18 protein-coding genes are annotated in these 17,836 nt (G+C 63.9%); 6 read left to right on the plus strand and 12 right to left on the minus strand.

The window, feature by feature from the left end:
• Positions 1–212 precede the first annotated feature (212 nt).
• Entirely contained in the window at positions 213–1,241 is a 1,029-nt protein-coding gene (locus BMZ79_RS23670; RefSeq protein ID WP_371263780.1) for a serine hydrolase domain-containing protein, read from the plus strand.
• Positions 1,242–1,349: 108 nt separating this feature from the next.
• Here BMZ79_RS23670 and BMZ79_RS23675 read toward each other — a convergent pair whose 3' ends face one another.
• Entirely contained in the window at positions 1,350–1,808 is a 459-nt protein-coding gene (locus BMZ79_RS23675) for a MarR family winged helix-turn-helix transcriptional regulator (protein WP_090644765.1), read from the minus strand.
• Positions 1,809–2,103: 295 nt separating this feature from the next.
• Here BMZ79_RS23675 and BMZ79_RS23680 point away from each other — a divergent pair, with 295 nt between their 5' ends.
• The 4 genes from BMZ79_RS23680 to BMZ79_RS23695 all read left to right on the plus strand — a co-directional run bounded on the left by BMZ79_RS23680 (position 2,104) and on the right by BMZ79_RS23695 (position 5,396).
• Complete coding sequence (locus BMZ79_RS23680; RefSeq protein WP_090644768.1) at positions 2,104–2,385, plus strand: ArsR/SmtB family transcription factor; 282 nt, start codon at positions 2,104–2,106, stop codon at positions 2,383–2,385.
• Between the two features lie 188 nt (positions 2,386–2,573).
• Positions 2,574–3,776: an MFS transporter gene (locus BMZ79_RS23685; RefSeq protein WP_090644771.1), complete on the plus strand. Its 1,203-nt coding sequence runs from the start codon at positions 2,574–2,576 to the stop codon at positions 3,774–3,776.
• 166 nt (positions 3,777–3,942) lie between these two features.
• Positions 3,943–4,626: an MBL fold metallo-hydrolase gene (locus BMZ79_RS23690; RefSeq protein ID WP_090644773.1), complete on the plus strand. Its 684-nt coding sequence runs from the start codon at positions 3,943–3,945 to the stop codon at positions 4,624–4,626.
• Positions 4,627–4,730: 104 nt separating this feature from the next.
• Entirely contained in the window at positions 4,731–5,396 is a 666-nt protein-coding gene (locus tag BMZ79_RS23695) for a hypothetical protein (protein ID WP_143089057.1), read from the plus strand.
• A 7-nt stretch (positions 5,397–5,403) separates the two neighbouring features.
• Here BMZ79_RS23695 and BMZ79_RS23700 read toward each other — a convergent pair whose 3' ends face one another.
• The 11 genes from BMZ79_RS23700 to BMZ79_RS23750 form a co-directional block, all read right to left on the minus strand.
• Positions 5,404–6,285 (minus strand): hypothetical protein, encoded by an 882-nt coding sequence (locus BMZ79_RS23700; protein WP_090644778.1) that lies wholly within the window; start codon positions 6,283–6,285, stop codon positions 5,404–5,406.
• 292 nt (positions 6,286–6,577) lie between these two features.
• On the minus strand, positions 6,578–7,354 hold the full coding sequence (locus BMZ79_RS23705) for a glycerophosphodiester phosphodiesterase (protein ID WP_090644781.1): 777 nt from the start codon (positions 7,352–7,354) through the stop codon (positions 6,578–6,580).
• 124 nt (positions 7,355–7,478) lie between these two features.
• Positions 7,479–8,474: a CehA/McbA family metallohydrolase gene (locus BMZ79_RS23710; protein WP_090644784.1), complete on the minus strand. Its 996-nt coding sequence runs from the start codon at positions 8,472–8,474 to the stop codon at positions 7,479–7,481.
• 5 nt (positions 8,475–8,479) lie between these two features.
• A complete protein-coding gene (locus tag BMZ79_RS23715) occupies positions 8,480–8,944 on the minus strand; it encodes a hypothetical protein (protein WP_090644787.1) in 465 nt (154 codons plus the stop codon).
• Positions 8,941–9,786, minus strand: a complete 846-nt coding sequence (locus tag BMZ79_RS23720; RefSeq protein ID WP_090644789.1) for an ABC transporter permease — start codon at positions 9,784–9,786, stop codon at positions 8,941–8,943. The genes BMZ79_RS23715 and BMZ79_RS23720 overlap by 4 nt, the downstream gene beginning before the upstream one ends.
• Positions 9,783–11,012: an extracellular solute-binding protein gene (locus tag BMZ79_RS23725; RefSeq protein WP_090644792.1), complete on the minus strand. Its 1,230-nt coding sequence runs from the start codon at positions 11,010–11,012 to the stop codon at positions 9,783–9,785. The genes BMZ79_RS23720 and BMZ79_RS23725 overlap by 4 nt, the downstream gene beginning before the upstream one ends.
• A 40-nt stretch (positions 11,013–11,052) precedes the next feature.
• Positions 11,053–12,090 (minus strand): ABC transporter ATP-binding protein, encoded by a 1,038-nt coding sequence (locus BMZ79_RS23730; protein ID WP_090644794.1) that lies wholly within the window; start codon positions 12,088–12,090, stop codon positions 11,053–11,055.
• A gap of 33 nt (positions 12,091–12,123) precedes the next feature.
• Entirely contained in the window at positions 12,124–12,948 is an 825-nt protein-coding gene (locus tag BMZ79_RS23735; protein WP_090644797.1) for an ABC transporter permease, read from the minus strand.
• Positions 12,949–13,059: 111 nt separating this feature from the next.
• The gene (locus BMZ79_RS23740; protein WP_090644800.1) at positions 13,060–14,079 is read right to left on the minus strand and encodes a LacI family DNA-binding transcriptional regulator; all 1,020 of its coding nucleotides are present in this window, start codon (positions 14,077–14,079) and stop codon (positions 13,060–13,062) included.
• A gap of 193 nt (positions 14,080–14,272) precedes the next feature.
• Positions 14,273–15,100 carry a sugar phosphate isomerase/epimerase family protein gene (locus BMZ79_RS23745; RefSeq protein ID WP_090644803.1) on the minus strand — a complete coding sequence of 276 codons (828 nt, stop codon included), beginning with the start codon at positions 15,098–15,100 and terminating at the stop codon, positions 14,273–14,275.
• An 11-nt stretch (positions 15,101–15,111) separates the two neighbouring features.
• Positions 15,112–16,305, minus strand: a complete 1,194-nt coding sequence (locus BMZ79_RS23750; RefSeq protein ID WP_177222294.1) for a Gfo/Idh/MocA family protein — start codon at positions 16,303–16,305, stop codon at positions 15,112–15,114.
• Positions 16,306–16,434: 129 nt separating this feature from the next.
• Between BMZ79_RS23750 and BMZ79_RS23755 the strand changes: the two genes are divergently transcribed.
• Positions 16,435–17,292 carry an AraC family transcriptional regulator gene (locus BMZ79_RS23755; RefSeq protein WP_090644808.1) on the plus strand — a complete coding sequence of 286 codons (858 nt, stop codon included), beginning with the start codon at positions 16,435–16,437 and terminating at the stop codon, positions 17,290–17,292.
• Positions 17,293–17,836: the final 544 nt, after the last annotated feature.

Raw genomic sequence — 17,836 nt, forward strand, 5'->3', positions numbered from 1 at the left:
GTTATCTTACATCATAGCGTTAAAGCGATGGCCTTTCAATGCCCTGCGTCATCTAAATGTCAGATAATTTTCGAGACGCGAGCATGGTTGCGCTTTCTAATCGGATCGGCCGGACCGCCGTCGGACGCGAATTTCGGTTCTTTGCCCGCAAATGGTAAACTAAGGCGGTACGGATGAAACGCTCATCACGGCTATAGACAAGGATGGATACCATGGACTTATCACCGCTGACGGCGTCGATCGCGCCGCTCAACTTGCGAAGCTGCCTGATCAGCCGGCACGGCCGGCTCGTCTACGAGCATTACCGGGAGCCCGGCACGGCGGCCGAGCTCGCCCGGATCAATTCCTGCACCAAGAGCGTCCTCTCCGCGCTGGTCTGCATCGCGATGGACCGCGGCCTGCTGCCGGACGCCGCCACGCCGGCCTCGGCGTTCTTCCCGCGGCTCGCCGCCGATTCCGATCGCCGCAAACGGTCGATTACGCTCGAGCATCTGCTTACGATGACCGCCGGCTTCGAATGGACCGAGTTCGGCGGGCTCAATTCGTTTCCGCGAATGACCAAGACGCCGGACTGGCTCGACTTCGTGCTCGAGCTGCCGCTCGCGGACGATCCCGGCACGCGCATGGAGTACAATTCCGGCAGTTCGCAGCTGCTCGCGGCGGCGCTCGCGCGGGCCGCGGGCATGCCGGTCGCCCGGTTCGCCGAGGAGCGGCTGTTCGGCCCGCTCGGCATCGAGGCGTACGAATGGGAGACGGACCCTCAGGGCGTCCATACCGGCGGCTTCGGCATGAAGCTGCGCCCGCTCGACATGCTGAAGTTCGGCGAGCTGTATCTGCGGGAAGGCGAATGGTCCGGAGAGCCGATCGTGCCGCGCGCGCTGGCCGTCCGCTCCGTTCGGCCGTTCATCGAATCCGAGGAGCCGCGCCGGGGCTGGTACGGCTGGCATTGGTGGAGCGACTCGTACGACGCGGCCGAGGACGCGGCGGCCGAGCCCGGCGAGGCGGACTCGCAAGCGGCGGACGGCAGGCCCGGCGCGGAGGGGCGACAGGCGCCCGCGCTGGCGTATTTCTTCGCCCAAGGCTACGGCGGCCAGTTCGTCTACGTCGTGCCGAGCCTGGACGTCGTCGTCGTGCTCACCGCGGACAAATGGCGAACCGACCGGCCGCCCGGCAACGTGTTCCGCAAATTCGTCGCGCCGCTGCTCGCCGCGGAGCTGCGGCGTACGGTCTCGGCGGGCTAGGCAGACCTGGGCGCGCGCAAAAAAGCGCCGGCCAGGAGGCCGACGCTTGAAAGATGAACCATTATGCGCCGGCGGACCGGCATTTTGAAACGAGCGGCCGCCCGGGCGTTATTTCTCCAGCAGTCCGCTCGTCTTCTCCATCTCCTCGGACAGCAGCGCCGCCATTTCCGAGCCCAGCACTTCCTCGTACTTGGCCTTGAATTCGCGCGACGCGGCGCGAATCTCCGGTTCCAGGGCAAGCCCCTTCTCCGTCGGATAGACAAGGACGGTCTTGCCGCTCACCTTGCGCTCCACGAGCTGCTTCGTTTCCAATTTATCGATAAACCGCGTCAGCGTCGAAGGCGTGATGTACAGCTTCTCGGCCAGCAGCTTTTGCGTGATGCCCGGCATGATATTCACGATGCGGACGAGGTAGCCGTACATCGGCGACAATCCCGTCTTGGCGAATTGCTCCTCGGCGATCTTGGTCACGGCGCGGCTCAGCCGGTTCGCGTTGAAGAACAGGCATGTACGGAGGAACGCGTCATCGGCCGGATCGGCTGCCGGTCGTTCGTTGCGGTTATCCATCCCGTCGCCTCCTTTGTTTTTTGTACATACAACTATGTATAGCGCAATCGTACGGCAATGTCAATTTCGCGCCGGGGCGGGGCGCCAGCATTTGGAAATCCCCTGCCGCTCGGTCGCCGCCGATCCGTGTTCGCCCCGAAACGCGGCGCAGGCCGCGATTACCGCTCTTCCTCTCTGCAGACGGCAACCGTCAACTTCTTCCTTGCGCATGCTTCCGCGAAACTGGCTATTTACATCGTTTCCGGCGCATGGTACTATTTCAATACATGTCGAAATAATAAGGCGGTGGCAGCAGATGGTCGAGGATAACGAGGATGTCAAACAAGCGGTGAAAGTGTACAAAGCACTCGGAGAGCCGACCCGGATCAAAATCGCGATGCTCCTGACGGAGGAACAAAACCTGTGCTGCTCCGACATCGGCGGCAAGCTCGAATGCGTCGCCGGTTCCACCCTGTCGCATCATCTGAAGCAGCTGATGGAATGCGGCCTGCTCACCATGCGCAAGGACGGGACGTACATTTATTACAGCGTCAACCGCGAAGTCGCCCGGAAATACGCCCCTTATTTGCTGGGTTAGCTTTTTTGCGGGGTATATTTCGATTAATTTAGAAATATAAAAATAATTGGCTGTGCGGATTCACCTAACAAACGGAGAGAACCCAAGCCGGTCCGGCCTAAGGCCGGGCCGCACAGAGATAGAGACCGGTGCCGCCAGAACGGAACCGAACCATACTAAAAAACCAAACCGGATAGGAGTTGGATCGTTTGTCTTACGCTTGGAAAATCTATATGCTGGCGATCGTCAGCTTTTTGGTCGGCACGTCCGAATTCATCATCGCCGGCATTCTCGATAAAGTCGCCGACGACGTCGGCGTGTCGGTCGCCGCGGCCGGCCAATTGATTACCGTGTTCTCGCTGGCCTACGGGTTCGGCACGCCCTTCCTGATGGCGGCCGCCGCCAAGGCCGACCGCAAGCGGCTGATGCTGTACGCGCTCGCCGTGTTCGTCGTCGGGAACGCCGCGGCGTTCGCGCTTCCGGGCTTCGGCGCCCTGATCGCGTCCCGCGTCGTCGTCGCGCTCAGCAGCGGCGTGTTCGTCGTGACGGCGCTGACCGTCGCCGCGAAGCTCGCGCCCGAGGAGAAGCGGGGCAGCGCCATCGCCACGCTCGTCATGGGCTTCAGCACGGCGCTGATCGTCGGCGTGCCGCTCGGCCGCCTCGCCGCCTCCGTCTACGATTGGCAGGCGGTATTCGGCGGCATCGGGCTGCTCGGCTTGCTCGCGCTCTTGCTCATCGCGTTCACGATTCCGAAGACGGACGGCGAGCTGCCGGTGCCGCTTCGCGACCAGCTGCGGCTGCTCAAGAACCCGAAGATTCTCGTCGGCCTCGGCATTACGTTCTTCTGGATCGGCGGCTATTCCATCACCTACACGTATATTTCCCCGTTCCTGCTTGAAATTACGGGCATGAGCGAAAAAGCCGTCAGCATCGCGTTGTTCGCGTTCGGCATCGCGAGCCTGATCGGCTCGAAGCTGGGCGGCTTCGGCACGGACCGCTGGGGCTACCGGCGCACGCTGCTCGCCGGCATGGCGCTCCACGCCGCCTGGCTGGTCGTCATTTCGTTCGCCGCCCAGTCGGCCGCGCTCATGTTCCCGCTGCTCATGCTCTGGTCGTTCTCCGCTTGGTCGTCCGGCCCGACGCAGCAGTACCATCTGATCTCGCTCGCGCCCGAAGCGACCAGCATCATGCTCAGCCTGAACAGCTCCGCCGTGCAGCTGGCGATGGCGGCCGGCGCGGGCATCGGCGGCATCGTCGTCGAAGGCGCCTCGCTGACCGCCGTCACCTGGATCGGCGCGGCCGGCGTCGCGCTCGCCGTCCTCTTGTCGGCGGCGGCCTTCGGCTACCTCCGCGTCGGAACGGCCGCGCGCGCCGCGCGGCAGGAAGCAGCCGCGGACAAGATCGGCGCGTAAGCGCCGGCCGGATCGCGCGCTGCCGCCGCTTGGCGGCTTATCGCGGCAAGACAATCCCTCTCGCGACCCGGACAGGGCCGGAGAGGGATTGCTTTTTGGCTAGGCGCAATGAAATAATAGACGAGAAGCAAAGATAGTTAATTACTTTTTTAAGGCGGTGTTCGACATGGCTCAATCGGGCGTAGGCATCACGATCATTCCGTTAGGCGCGGCAAACCGCGGCAATCCCTTCATTCCGACCGTCGTTTGGGACGAGAAGGACGTTATTCTGTTCGATACCGGCATTCCCGGCTCGCTCGAGCTGATTCGCGCCGCGTTCCAAGAGGCGTCCGTTCCGTTCGAGAAGCTGACCAAAATCGTCATCACCCATCAGGACATGGATCATATCGGCAGTTTGCCCGAGCTGACGCACTACTTCGGCGACCGGGTTCAAGTGATCGCGCATCAAGTCGCCGTGCCGTACCTGGCCGGCGAAGTGCCGCTCGTCAAGAGCAAGCGGCTCGCCCCGCCGGTCAACGTCGACGTCGTCGTGAAGGACGGCGACATCCTGCCGTTCGCCGGCGGCATTCAAGTCGTGTTCTCCCCCGGCCACACGCCGGATCATACCTCCTACTACCATATCCCGTCCAAAACGCTCATCGCGGGCGACGCCCTGACGGCGCAGGACGGCGTGCTGCAGGCGTACAACCCGGCGTACACGCCGGACCAGGAGACGGCGCTGCAATCGATCGCCAAGTTCCAAAGCCTCGACCTCGCGAAAATCGTCGCCTTCCACGGCGGCGAATGCACCGACAACCTGCAGGATCGCCTGCGCGCGATCGTCGAAGCCGGTCCGATCGCGGTCGGCTGATTACGGTCGGCTGATCACGGTCGGCTGGTCGCGCCTCGCCAAGCCAAGCCCGAACGGGCGGCTTTCCGTATACTCCCCCTGAGCCGGAAAGCCGCCCGTTTTTTTTGGCGTGCCTGCCTAATACGCTATGGGTGACGTTCCCGTCCGGCCCGAAACGGCGCCTCGTCGCGTTCCGATTCAGCCGGCGAGCACGCGCGCGGCCTCCGCCTCCGCCGCCGTTCTCGTCCTCGTCCAGCTCCCGTTTGGCCGCGTTCGCGAGGAAGATCACCGCGACGTTCGCCGCGAACGCCGCCAGCGTCACGGTAAGCATGGGCACGATCCGATTCGACTTCGCGACGTTAAGCAGAAACGGCAGCAGCAGCAATCCAAACCCGTTGACGACGAGCACCGCGTTCTTCCGCGCGTCGGCCGACCGGGCTAAGCCGGCCGCTCCCCGCTTCGAGGCGCTATCCCGGATGCCCGCGCATACCGCTGCCAGCATCGCGGTCTCGACGGCGGACGCCGGCGCGGCTTCGATCATGCGCGCCGCGTCGATCGTCCCGCCGCCCAGCAGCGGAACCAGGACGGAATGGCCGGCAAGCTCGGCGCACGCCGGCAGCAGCAGGACCGCCGCCGCGGCCCAGACGAGCATGAAGACGCGGCGCTCGCGCCCGAGCCGGTACGCGCCCCACATGACGAGCAGGCAGCCGATGACGTCCGGGAAGAGATCGAACGCCATCACCCGGAAATCGATCAGCTCGAGCGTCAAGCCGAACGCAAGGCGGGAGTAGGCTTTCCTCATCCGTCCTCCCTCCTTTCCGCTCGCACGAAGGCTTTCATCTGCGCCTCCGAAAACCAAGGCGCATAGCGCGCATGCAGACGGAACGGCGATTCGCGGCCGTCCGGCTCCGCGAACCCGTGCGTCAGCAGCACGTTGTACACGTTCAGGGCATGCGGATCCCCCGGAGCGAACCGGAAGCGATACTCCGTCGCCACGCCGTTGCCCTCGGCCAGCTGCGCCGGGTACGCCGCCCGCTCCTGCGACGGGCCGTCGAAATGGCCGTCGGCCCCGTAGCCGCTCGGCCCTCCCGTGACATATACCTCGTACGTGAACGCGCCGCCGAGCTCGCCCAGCCAAACGGAACTGGTCGACGTCAGCGTCGCGGGGCGCACCGCGCGGACGGAACCGAAGCCGGAGTTATCGTTCGAGCCGCCCGACGACGTCATGGCGACGGGGCCGCCTTCCGGCGGCGGCGGATAATCGTCCCGGTACACGATGATTTCGCCTACGTCCATCCGCTTCGTCTTCCCGTCGCCGAACGTGACGTCGACTTCGTGCACGACCAGCGGCGGAAGCGGCGCCGTCCGCTCGGGAGCCGACGTATACTGCCCGTAGAGACGGTAGATGGTTTGGCGGTTCAGCTCCCGGTACGCCTCGGCGGGGGCGAACGTCAGCGACGGCAGCCCTTCCGCGCGGATCGAGGCGATCCTTCGCTTGTCGTCCTTGTTCGCGGCGTAATACAAATCGAACGCCAGGTACGGCGCATCCGTCGCTTCGATCCGATGCGTCAAAAAGCGGCCTTCCGGCAGCCGGTAATGCCGGTTGTAGGCGAAATTCCCAAGCCAGCTCGCCGCGATCAGCGCCGCCGCGATGCCGTATACGGCGGATCGTCTCTTCATCTCCGGTCGCGCCTCCCTTACGAATCCGATATCCGTAAAGGATACTACTTCCAGTTAAGCGAAATGTTTCGAAAAACCCGGCAAAAAACAACCTCCGCCCCGCTCCTCGGGAGCAGGGGGAAGCCGCTTAACCTGCGTATTCGCTTGACGCAGCACAGCAAAATTCACTTCGTAAGCATAAGCTAAGCTTTGCATAGTAAATCCGAATCCGGACGCGCCAAAAAAACGCGAGCGGCAGCTCCGGACCTGTGTGGGTCCAAGGCTGTTGCTCGCGTTCGTGTTCCGCTTGCGACTACGCGTCCGGCGCCGTCCATTCGCGCTTCGCGCGGAGCAGCGTCTCCACGTCCCGCGACGTAATCGAGCCGACGCCCCAATCCGCGTACCGGCGCATGAGCGCTTCGTCTTCGACGGTCCAGACGTAGACCGGCAGCCCGCGCTCGCCGGCGTAATCGACGAACGCCTTCGTCACGATGCCGTGATAGACGTTGATGCCGTAGCACCCGGCCGCGAGCGCGTCCTCGCGGGTCATGGCCATGGCCTCGTCGTACGGCATCGTCTTGAACAGCTCGACGTCCGCGTTCAGCATCCGGCGCAGCGCCGGCTCCAGCTTCCGGGCCAGCAGCGCGCGATCGCGCTGGCAGCCGGAATAGAACGCGCGGTCCTCCAGGCCGAACTTCCGGACGAGCGCGGCCGCGGGCTCGATCGCCTCGTCGACCTTCAGGTCCAGATTGATGACCTTGCCCGAAGTCTGAATGAGCGGCAGGATGTCTTCCAGCTTCAGCAGCCGAAACGTCTCCGGCTCCCCGCCTTCCCGCGCGCCCTGGTCCGCGGGCAGCCGAAGCCCGCTCAATTCCGCGTACGTCATCCCCGCGACGCTGGCAATCGGCCCGTCGGCGGTCGGCAGCTCGTCGTCGTGCGCCAGGACGGCGACGCCGTCTCTCGTGACGCGGATGTCCTCCTCCGCCACGTCGGCGCCCAGCTCCAGGCCGGCGCGCACCGAACGCAGCGTATGCGCCGCGATGCCCATGCATCCGGCATGCGCCGTTACTAACGGAAACCGGCGATTCATGTCGATCGACTCCTTTCGGTCGGACGGCCTTCGCGGCCTTCTCGATTCTCGCTGCTAATGCTATTCCTATTCCTGTTCCTCTGCCAAAACCCGCTCCTGCTTTTATACCCTCCGCGCAGGCGGCCTACTCGGCGTCCGCATAAATCGCGTTCGTGAACGCGATCGTCGTCCGCGCGCCGCGGACCGTGCCCCGCAGTTCCGCCCGGATCCATGTCAGCGCGCCGCCCGGAATATCGAAGCGGTAATCGCGCTGGGACGGCTTCGCGCGCAGCTCGCCGAGCGGTCCCGCATTGCTCGTCAGGATGACCTCGTACCCCGCGTCGGGGAATGCCCACAGTCCGTTCCTGGCCTCGAAATCCACGGACGCGACGGCCTCGTACCGCCAGCCGCGCGCCTCCTTCGGCACGCGGTCGCCGATCCGGTAACGCGCCGGCTCCGAACGCAGCTCCAGCGTCAGCAGCGGACCCATCGTGACCGCGGCCCGGCCCGCGGCGAGCGCGCGCACCGCCTGCTCCGTCGGGGAGCCTTCGCCCTCGTCCAGCAGCAGGTACGTGACCGAGACGGGATCGTCCGTCGCTTCCTGCGCGTGCCAGTCCCGGCCGGACGTCGCCGCGATCCGGTACCCTTCGTTCAGCTTGTCCGTCCACAACCGGAAAGCGCGGGCGTTGTCCGTCTTGATCGACGGGAACGTGCCCGACCAGACCTCGATATAATCCAGCGCTTCCCAATCTCGAAGCTCGAACTCCCAGAAGCAGCCCGTGCACATCGGGCTTCCGATGCGGAACGGATGCGCCATGCCCGCGATGCCGCCGGCGGCATGGACCCGCGCGATCCCCGCGTCGATGTCGCCCGGCCCCGCGGGACGCCAATCCACGAAATCGGTGAGCCCGATCGTGACCATATGGCCGAAGAACGTCGTCCACTCCATGCCGGAGATAATCGCGACGCCTGTCTCCCGTTCGACGTCCTCTTTGCCTAGCAGGCCCGTCATCGTATTATGGTCGGTCAGCGCGACGCACTCGAAGCCGAGCGCCTTCGCGCCGCGCGCAAGCTCGGACAGGGACTGCCGGCCGTCGCTATGAAACGTATGGCTGTGCAGTTCGCATGCCATCCAGCGCATGATCGTCAAGCCTCCTCGTGATGAATTCGCAGCCGGTAGCGGCAGCTCTCCGTCACGATCGCGTGCAGGCTCAGCGTGACGCGCCACAAGCCCGCGGCCAGCTCGCCCGCGGCGAAGCCCGGCGACGCGTCCGAAGCGCCGATGAACAGCCGCTGCTCGGGATCGTGGCGATGGCCCGCGCCGCGATGCCCGGACGGATCGTCGACGGAGAGGGTAATCAGATTTTTCAGCGGCAGGAACGATTCCCAGCGGCCCATGACCAGCTCCCGCTGCGCCGGCTCCGTGTACCTCTCCACGCCTTCCGCGATCAGGATCTTCGCCCGCTCGCGGTCCTCGAGGTTCTTCGGCTCGTAGGCGAAATCGAGGCGCAGCGCGCCTCCGGGCCGGTCGAGCTGAAAGGCGTACGTGATATGCGTCTTGGAACAGACGAAGCCCGCCGTTCCTTCGGCTTCCAACAGCAGGCGCGTCATGCGGAACGCGCCCCCTCGTCCTTGATCATGCTGCGAATGTAGAAGTAGCCCATGACGGAGCAGAGCATGAACGTGAAGAACGCCAGCGCCGACGCCTGCTGCTTCTCCTGGAAGACGCCGAAGATCTGCTCCATCGACACGCCCAGCATCTGCGGCGCGTTCGGTCCGAGCAGGAACGGCGCCGTGAACGAGCCGATGACGCCCATGAAGACGAACGTGACCGCCACGAGCAGCGTCTTGTAGGTCAGCGGCAGAATGAACCGCACGAACAAGCGGAGCCGGCCCGCGCCCACGTCCTTCGCGCTCTCGATGACCGCGTCCGGCACGCCCGACATGGCGGAGCCGAGCAGCATCGTCGTGAACGGGATGTTGAACCACAGCTGGGCGATGATGATGCCCTTGATATCGAAAATAATGCGCGGAATGTCGCCGCCGCCGAGCAGCAGCACCCAGCGGGACAGCCAGCCGTGGTTGCCGAGCAGCTGAATCAAGCCGTAGGTCGCGATGACGGACGGGATGAACATCGGGATCATGTACATGTTGCGGATCCAAGCCACCAGCCGGCCTTTGTTGAACCGCATGTACGCCGCCAGCACGTAGCTGACGATCAGCACGATCACGACCGAGATCACCGTGACTTCCAGCGTGAAGACGATGTTGGCGCGCATCAGTTTGTCCGTGAACAAGAATTTATAATTCGACAGGTCGTAGCCGCCTTCCTCGTTCGTCAGGCTTTCCTTGAGCGAGACGAAGATCGGCACGACAACGGTGACGAACAGCAGAAGAAAAGAGGGGATGACCAGAACCAGGCCCAGTATCCCCATTTTTACCGGTTTGCTCATTGCGCCGCTACGTCGCTCTGCCAGCGTTTGTTGATTTCATTGCCGAGGTCGCCGATGTTGAACGTCCGGAAGCCTTCCGCCACGCCTTTGAAGGAATCCTGGATGTCCTGCGGCATGTTCGACAGCTTGATGCCCGGGAAGCCGTGCATTTTGGTTACCACGACGGCTTGCGCGTCAGGCGACAGCACGAAATTCAGGAATTCGTTGACCGCGTCCTTCTTGTCGGACAGCTTCGGCACCATCAGGTACGTCGGACCGCCGTTGAAGCCCGGGGTGATTTGCGAGATTTTGGTCGTGTCCGGCAGCTGGCCGTTGCCGATTTGCTCGAGCGCCATGTCCGACCAAGCCGGGATCATGTCCACCTCGCCGCTGATGAGCAGGTCGAGCGTGCCTTGGTTTTTCTTCGGATAGATGCCTTTGCCGTACATGTACTTGCCCAGATCCTTCAGCGTCTGAAAGCCTTTGTCCCACTGCTGCTCGATGCTCGGATCGTCGTTGTGGATCGCGTCCTCCGGCAGCTTGTCGTACAGCGTCGTCGTGACGAACGAGCTGCCCGCGCCGCCCGTGGACGGGTCGTTGTAAGCGAAGCGCTCCGGGTTGGCCTTGATCCACGCGAACAGCTCGTCGAGCGACTTCGGAGGCGTCTTGACCTTGTCGCTGTTGTACGCGAGCACGACGGCGGACGAACGGTACGGAATGGCCAGGTTGGCCACGTCCGTCAGCGTGGCGGCGTCGACGGAAGCGAGGTTCGCGATTTTGGCCGGATCGAGCGTTTCCCACAGATCGTCCTTCTGGCCTTGGGTGACGTTGGACAGGCCGTCCTCGTACAGGTCGATGCCGCCGGAGCCTTTGCCCGCCTTCTTCGCCGCGAGGATCCGGTCGTACGTCGGCTGCGCGCCCGTGCCGGACGGGATGTACACTTCGTTGACCTTGACGTTCGGATGATCCTTCTCGAACATCGGCACGATCGTGTCCCACAGGTTCTTCACGTTCTCGGAGCCCGTGAAGTAGAAGTTGAATTCGACCGGCTTGCCGGAAGCGTCCGTCTGCGCCGCGTTGCCGCCGGCGTTCGCGGTGCCGCCGTTCGTCGCGCCGGCGTTCGCCGCGCTGCCGTTCGCCGCGCCGTTATTCGCGGCGTTGTTGCCGTTGCTGCCGCAGCCGGCCAGCAGCGCGGCGGACAGGGTCGTCAAAGTCATGACCGTAAGAGCGGATTTGGTACGAAACATGGATAAGTGCCTCCTTGGCATAATCGTGATTTGGGGTGAATCAGGCCTGGTCTTCCGGATAAGCGAGCACTTTCTTGAAGCCGACGTCGATGCGGTCGCCGGAGTTCAGCTCCTTGACGGCGTCCCGCGGCTGGAACGCGCGGATCACGCCGTGCTCCGGCAATTGGACCGTGACCTCGGCGTAATGGCCGAGCACCATGATCTGTTTGACGCTGCCCGTCAGGCCGTCTTCCTCGCGGCCGTCCAGGACGACGTCCTCCGGCCGGACGGCGAGCCGCACCTTGCCGGACAATTGCTTCGGATTCGGAAACGTCAACTTCCCTGCGCGGATTTGCCCTTCCGAAACCACCCCTTTCAAGAAGTTCATTTTGCCGATGAATTGCGCGACGAACAGCGTGTCCGGCCGGTCGTAAATCTCTTGCGGCGTGGCGATCTGCTCGATGTGGCCGTGGTTCATGACGACGATGCGGTCCGAGATCGACAGCGCCTCTTCCTGGTCGTGGGTGACGAAGACCATCGTGAGGCCGGTCTCGGCTTGAATCTCCCGCAGCTCCTCCCGCATCTCGTGGCGCAGCTTGGCGTCGAGCGCGGAGAACGGCTCGTCCAGCAGCAGCACGGCGGGCTTCAGCAGCAGGGACCGCGCCAGCGCGATGCGCTGCTGCTGGCCGCCGGAGAGCTCGGAGGGAAACTTCATCTCCGCGCCCGGCAGGCGAACCAGCTCCAGCACGTCGTCCACCGCCTTGCGGATGTCGGGCTTCTTCATCTTGCGTATTTTAAGACCGAATGCCAGGTTGTCGAACACCGTCATGTGCGGCCATAGATTGTAGCCTTGAAACACCATGGAGGTCGGGCGCTTCTCCGGCGGCGCCTTCAGCACGCTCGTCCCCTCGATGAGAATGTCGCCGGAATCCGGCTCGAGAAAGCCGCCGATGCTGCGCAGCACGGTGGTCTTGCCGCAGCCGGACGGCCCGAGCAGCGTGACCAGCTCGCCTTTGCGCACGTCGAGTGAGATCGACTTGACGCCTTCGCCGGTGTGGTACCGTTTCGCCAATTGTTGAACCGAAAGCTGAATGTCCATTTGCGCCTCCTTAAGGCCGGGACGCGTCCCGGATTATTTGAGCTGAAAGCCGCTCGACATGACGTCCGCGCTCACGAACCGCTTGGCGGCGAGCAGCAGGATGATCGTCGGGGCCGTCAGGATGATGGAAAAGACCGCGCCGGCGTAGGCCGGATAATCGCTGATGATGGAGTACATGACGATCGGCATCGTCTTGTAGTTGGGAATGCCGACCAGGAACGTCCCCTGCGCCTCGTCGAGCGAGTTCAGGAACGTGAACACCGACGCGACGACGATGCCCGGCATGGCCATCGGCAGGGTGATCTTCAAGAACACCCGGAACGGGCCGGCGCCGACGTCCCGCGCCGATTCCTCCTGCGCCCGGTGCACGTTGCGGAAGGCGGCGGTCGGAATCCACGTCATGAACATGAGCACGTTGATCATATGGATGAGGACGACGCCGAGCAGCGTGTTCATGAGACCGAGCTTGTAGAAGAGCACCGCGATCGAGACGTACAGGCCCATCTTCGGGAAGGCGTGCGTCAGCAGGAACGAGAACAGGAAGAACCGGCTGAGCGGGAAGCGGATCCGGGCGAACGCGTACGCCGCCGGGACGCACAGCGCGATGGACAAGGCCGTCACGATGGCGGCGATCAGGAACGAGAGGCCGATGGACTGCGGAATGTCTTCCTGCTTGAAGACGAACGACCACCATTTCAGCGACCATTGATGCGGCAGGACGTCGGGATAGGACCATTTGCCGGTGAAGGCCAGGATGGCCAGATTGAGCAGCGGTCCCAGGAAGAAGACGACGAAGAGCGCGAGCACGATGAACTCGACGATCTTGCGGGTGCCGATCGCTTTGAGATACCAACGCATGAACGGGTGACGCTCCTTTCGGAAATAAGGGATTGCGTATGCGGCGAACGCTTGCCGGCCGGACCGCGGACGATAGGCGCCGCGGATGCCGGGGCCGCGCGGAACTTCGGTTTAGCGGGCGCCGCCGGTCGATTGCCGGACGACGAGCCGCGGCATCAGCTGCCCGGGATGCGCCACGTCCGGCTCGTGCCGGATCAGCTCGTCGAGCAGCCGGACGGCGCCGGTGCCCATTTCCCACGTGTCCACGCGGACCGTGGTCAGCGACGGCGAGAACATCGCCGCGAAGTCGACGTCGTCGAAGCCGACGACGGCGGCCTGCTCCGGGATGCGCGTCCCCTGCTCCAGCAGGAATTTCATGGCGCCGAGCGCGAGCATGTCGTTGGTCGCGAAGACCGCCGTATGCCGGCCCGACCGGAACGGGCCGAAGTGGCGGCTCATGAGCTCGTAGCCTTCGCCGAAGGTCGACGTCTCCGCGAAGCGGACCGACGTCTCGCCGACGGGCTTGCCGGCCTCCTCCATGAAGGCGCGGAAGCCTTTCAGCCGCGAATGATGGCTGCGGTGCGGCTGCGGTCCCGCGATGACGAAGATGCGCTCGTGGCCGATTCCCGTGAGATGCTCGGCGGCCATGCGCCCGCCCGCCTCGTCCTGGTTGACGATGTGGATCACGCCGCCGACGTCCGTCGAGCCGTTCACCATGACGTAGGGCACGCCGAAGTTCGTAATGTAGTCGATGACGTTCTGCTGCAGCCGGCTGATGAGGATGAGCCCGTCCACGCGCTTCTCCATCATGAAGTCGGCCGAGCGGTACGACATGTCCCGGTCCGTCGTGACGAAGACCGAATAGTTGAGGCGCGCCGCTTCGAGCAGAATCGCGTCGACGATCTTGCCGTAGAACGGATGCGACGCGATCGGAAGCTCCTGCCGGTACAGCAGGACGCCGATGTTGTGCGTGCGCTGCGAGACCATCGCCCGCGCGACCGCGTTGGGCTTGTACTGCAGCTCCTCGATCACTTCCAGCACCTTGTCGCGCGCTTCCGGGCTGGAATAGCCTTTGCCGGAGATGATCCGCGAGACGGTGGATTTGGAGACGCCCGCGCGGATGGCGATTTCTTTTATCGTCGGATTGTCCAAGGATGCACGTCCTTTCTCGCTGTGAGACCGTTCCCATATGAGACCGTTCCCACATCAATAGAATAGGGATTCTGTGTTTCTGCTGCGTTAATCGAACCCTAACGAATTGTAAATTCGCCGGACTTTTCTTCCAGAAAATAGAAAAAAGACCGCCTCGGAAACCCGATTCGGTCTTTATGTGTAAACTGTAAATTCACGCCCACTTCATGCCCGCCTGCGCGAGCAGCGATTGGAGCGCGCGGACCGCGGTCACGACGCGCTTCGGATCGCTGGCGAACGGCAGGTAGCGGTGGAGATGGGGCTCCACCGACAGGAAGCCGTCGAAGCTCCGCGCGCGGAGCGCCTCCAGCAGCTCCGGAAGCTGGCCGTCGCCCGCGCCGGCGGGCACGAACATCTTCGGCTCGGCCGATGCGTCCTTGACGTGCACGTACGCGACGTAGGGGGCCAGCTTCGGGTACGCCTCCGTCATCGGCCGGACGCCCTCCATGACGAAATTGCCGGGATCGAACGCCAGCCGGAGCGCCTCCGAGCCGCAGTGGCGCAGGATATCCAGGCAGCGGTCGTCGGTCGAGCCGTACAGCCCGCTGTCGTTCTCCAGCACGAGCGTGACGCCGTGCGGCGCCGCGGCGTCCGCCAGCCGCTTCATCCGGCTCAGCGCCTCGTCCCGGCAGTCCTCCGGCCGCGCGCCCTCCGGCGGATAGTACGAGAAGAGCCGGATGTAGCGCGTCCCGAGCGCCTTCGCGGCGGCGATCGCCCGGTCCAGGGCGTCCAGCTGCGGCGCGAAATCGTCGGAGGCGGCATACTTGCCGATCGGCGAAGCGATCGAGGAGACGCCGAAGCCGCGCGCCTCCGAGATCCGGCGGATCTCGGCGAGCTCCTCCGCCGTCAGGTCGAGGACGTTTTTGCCCCAGACGTTCCGCAGCTCGATATGGGACAGCCCTTCCTGCGCCAGCACGTCCAGCTGTTCCTCCAGATCGTGCGAGATTTCGTCGGCGAAGCAGGTCAAGATTACGGCAGCCATCGTCATTCCTCCTAGTTGGTCTTCCCGAAGGAAGTCGACATGTCCTCGCTTGCGTCCTGCGCGCGCGCGGCCTTCTTCACGAAGCCCGACGCGCGGATCCGTTCCTCGAGCTCGGCCTGGAACGCGTCGCCGTCGATCGGCACCGGCTCGGTCCGCTTCCGGAACGCGGACAGCATGATGCCGTTCGCCAAGGTCAACGAGCCCAGTCCTTCCGGACCTTCCGCGATCAATGCCGCGTCCTTGCCCAGCAGCCGGTCGACCAGGCGCTGCGTGACGACGCGGTGCCCGTTCGGGGCGCTCTCGTCGACCGCGATTTCCTCCGGCTCGATCGTCCACTCGGCGAAGCGCTGGTCCGTCTCCCGGGAGAACGCGAGCATGGACTGCGGGTAGCGGTAATGCAGCAGCTTGCCGTTCTCGAGCAGCAGCTTGCCGAGATCCCCGACGATCTCGAGCCGGTTGGTCCCCGGCAGCTCCGCCGTCGTGACGACGAGATGGCCGATCATGCCGTTCGCGTGCTCGAAATACGCCGTGACCTCGTCCTCGACCTCGATGTCGTGGTACTTGCCGATATGCGCATGGCCCGTGATCGCTTCCGGCAGCCCGAACAGCCACTGGTACATGTCGAGCGTATGCGGGCATTGGTTGGTCAGGATGCCGCCGCCCTCGCCGGCCCACGTCGCGCGCCAGCCGCCGCTGTCGTAATACGCCTGCGAGCGGAACCACTTGGTATGGATCCACGTGGCGCGCGTCAGCTTGCCCAGCGTCCCGGCGGCCAGCAGCTCCTTCAGCTTGGCGTAGAACGGCAGCGTCCGCTCCTGGAACATGATGGCGAACTGCAGGCCGGGGTGCGTCTCCTTCGCTTCCTCGTACGCCCGGATCATCGCGTTCGCGGCGTTCACGTGAACCGCGATCGGCTTCTCGCACAGGACGTGGACGCCCCGTTTAAACGCTTCCATCGCAATGGCCGGATGATCGTAATGCGGTACCGCGATGATGATCAAGTCGAGGCCCGACCGCTCGAGCAGGTCCACGGCGTCGTAATACGCCGCCGTCCCGCGCTCCTTGGCCGTCCGGTCGGCCTTCTCCCGGTCCGTGTCGCAAACGCCGACGAGCTCGACGTTGTCCATATCGCTCAAATAATTGACGTGATGCTGCCCGATCCCGCCGATGCCGACGAGGCCGATTTTGACGTTGGTCGCGTTCATTCGCTTGTCCTCCCGCCTTTCTTCGATTGAACTCCTCCCCTTCATCCTATATCATTGCAGGTACGAGTTCCTTGACGAAATTGCCTTGGAAATGGACATTCTTGCTCATGTTGCGGGGAGGCGAATCGGATGCTGGGCAGTTACGTCGAACGGATCGACGACCATGTCAAATTCCTTCATGCGGCGCGGGTCCCGCCGTTCAACGTGCATTTTCATCTGCACCGGGGCTGCGAAATCTTCTTTCTGATCCATGGGGACGTCCGCTACTTCGTGGACAAAACCGTTTACCCGCTCCGGCTCGGCGACCTGATCATCACGAACGAGCACGAAATCCACAAGCCCGCGCTGACGACGGACGCGCTGTACGAACGGGTGACGATCGAGTTCGACCCGGCGCTGATCGCGCTGTTCGAGACGGACCGGACGCGGCTGCTGCGCTGCTTCTACGACCGGCCGCCGGGCGAGCTGAACAAGATCAAGCTGAACGCGCAGGAGCAGGCCGAGCTGTCGGGGCTGTTCGCCAAATACGCGAACCTGATGCGGGAGCCGTACCCCGAAGCGCCGCTCGTCAAGCTCGGCTGCCTGCTGGAAATTCTGGCGCTGGTGCAGCGGTGCTTCTACAAGACGCTGGAGAAGGACAAAGGGCTGGACCTGCCGCCGCGGCTCGTGCCGGTGCTCGACTACCTCGACCGGCATCTCGCCGACGACCTGTCGCTCGAGCGGCTCGAGGGGTTGTTCTTCGTCAGCCGGTTCCATTTGAGCCGGCTGTTCAAGAAACATACCGGCAGCACGATTCACGAGTACATCCTGTACAAACGGATCTCGCTCGCCAAGAAGCTGCTGAAGGAAGGGCGCAGCGTGACCGACGCCTGCATGGACGCGGGCTTCAACGACTACTCCGGCTTCCTGCGCATCTTCAAGAAGAAGGTCGGCCTGCTGCCGAAGCAGTACGCGAAACAGAGTCAGGGCGCGGGGGCGGGGAGATGAGCGAGGGGCGCGGCGGCGCGAATTGCTCGCGCGGGGGCAGACGCGGCGGCGGGGGCGCGGCTCGGGTTGCTCGCGCGGGGGCGGGCGCGACGGCGAGGGCGCGGCGCGGGTTGCTCGCGCGTGGGAAGGCGCGGCGCGAGATGTTCGCGCACGGCAGAGCGCGGCGGCGAGGACGCGACTCTACCTCCTGCGTGATCACCTAGCCAATCCATATTTTTCGCGGACACACGTTCCGTTATTTGGCCAAAAACCCGTCTTTTCGCGATTTCGCGGCCAGGAGAGACGCTAATTGCCTATCTCGCTACGTAAACGCAGCCTGTCCGGCTAAATAACGGCATCTATGTCCGCGAAAGCGGCGAAATCGATGAATCGGCGCAAATAGCGGCTCTCCTGTCCGCATTCGACTCCTTCGGCTGCCAGTTTTCTTTTGCCTGTCTCAACGTCGCCCCGCCACGCTCCCGCGAACGTCAAAACGCCTCCGGCGCCATCTATGGGAATCGGAGGCTTTGTTCGATTGTAAGTCGCGGCCGCCGCAAACCTGCAT

The organism is Paenibacillus sp. UNC496MF (genome assembly GCF_900113915.1).
GTDB lineage: Bacteria > Bacillota > Bacilli > Paenibacillales > Paenibacillaceae > Paenibacillus_Z > Paenibacillus_Z artemisiicola.

Bases quoted from the DNA above. Each gene is read 5' to 3' on its own strand.
- BMZ79_RS23670 (WP_371263780.1), top strand. From the start codon at position 213: ATGGACTTATCACCGCTGACGGCGTCGATCGCGCCGCTCAACTTGCGA.
- BMZ79_RS23675 (WP_090644765.1), bottom strand. From the start codon at position 1,808: ATGGATAACCGCAACGAACGACCGGCAGCCGATCCGGCCGATGACGCG.
- BMZ79_RS23680 (WP_090644768.1), top strand. From the start codon at position 2,104: ATGGTCGAGGATAACGAGGATGTCAAACAAGCGGTGAAAGTGTACAAA.
- BMZ79_RS23690 (WP_090644773.1), top strand. From the start codon at position 3,943: ATGGCTCAATCGGGCGTAGGCATCACGATCATTCCGTTAGGCGCGGCA.
- BMZ79_RS23700 (WP_090644778.1), bottom strand. From the start codon at position 6,285: ATGAAGAGACGATCCGCCGTATACGGCATCGCGGCGGCGCTGATCGCG.
- BMZ79_RS23705 (WP_090644781.1), bottom strand. From the start codon at position 7,354: ATGAATCGCCGGTTTCCGTTAGTAACGGCGCATGCCGGATGCATGGGC.
- BMZ79_RS23710 (WP_090644784.1), bottom strand. From the start codon at position 8,474: ATGCGCTGGATGGCATGCGAACTGCACAGCCATACGTTTCATAGCGAC.
- BMZ79_RS23715 (WP_090644787.1), bottom strand. From the start codon at position 8,944: ATGACGCGCCTGCTGTTGGAAGCCGAAGGAACGGCGGGCTTCGTCTGT.
- BMZ79_RS23720 (WP_090644789.1), bottom strand. From the start codon at position 9,786: ATGAGCAAACCGGTAAAAATGGGGATACTGGGCCTGGTTCTGGTCATC.
- BMZ79_RS23725 (WP_090644792.1), bottom strand. From the start codon at position 11,012: ATGTTTCGTACCAAATCCGCTCTTACGGTCATGACTTTGACGACCCTG.
- BMZ79_RS23730 (WP_090644794.1), bottom strand. From the start codon at position 12,090: ATGGACATTCAGCTTTCGGTTCAACAATTGGCGAAACGGTACCACACC.
- BMZ79_RS23735 (WP_090644797.1), bottom strand. From the start codon at position 12,948: ATGCGTTGGTATCTCAAAGCGATCGGCACCCGCAAGATCGTCGAGTTC.
- BMZ79_RS23745 (WP_090644803.1), bottom strand. From the start codon at position 15,100: ATGGCTGCCGTAATCTTGACCTGCTTCGCCGACGAAATCTCGCACGAT.
- BMZ79_RS23750 (WP_177222294.1), bottom strand. From the start codon at position 16,305: ATGAACGCGACCAACGTCAAAATCGGCCTCGTCGGCATCGGCGGGATC.
- BMZ79_RS23755 (WP_090644808.1), top strand. From the start codon at position 16,435: ATGCTGGGCAGTTACGTCGAACGGATCGACGACCATGTCAAATTCCTT.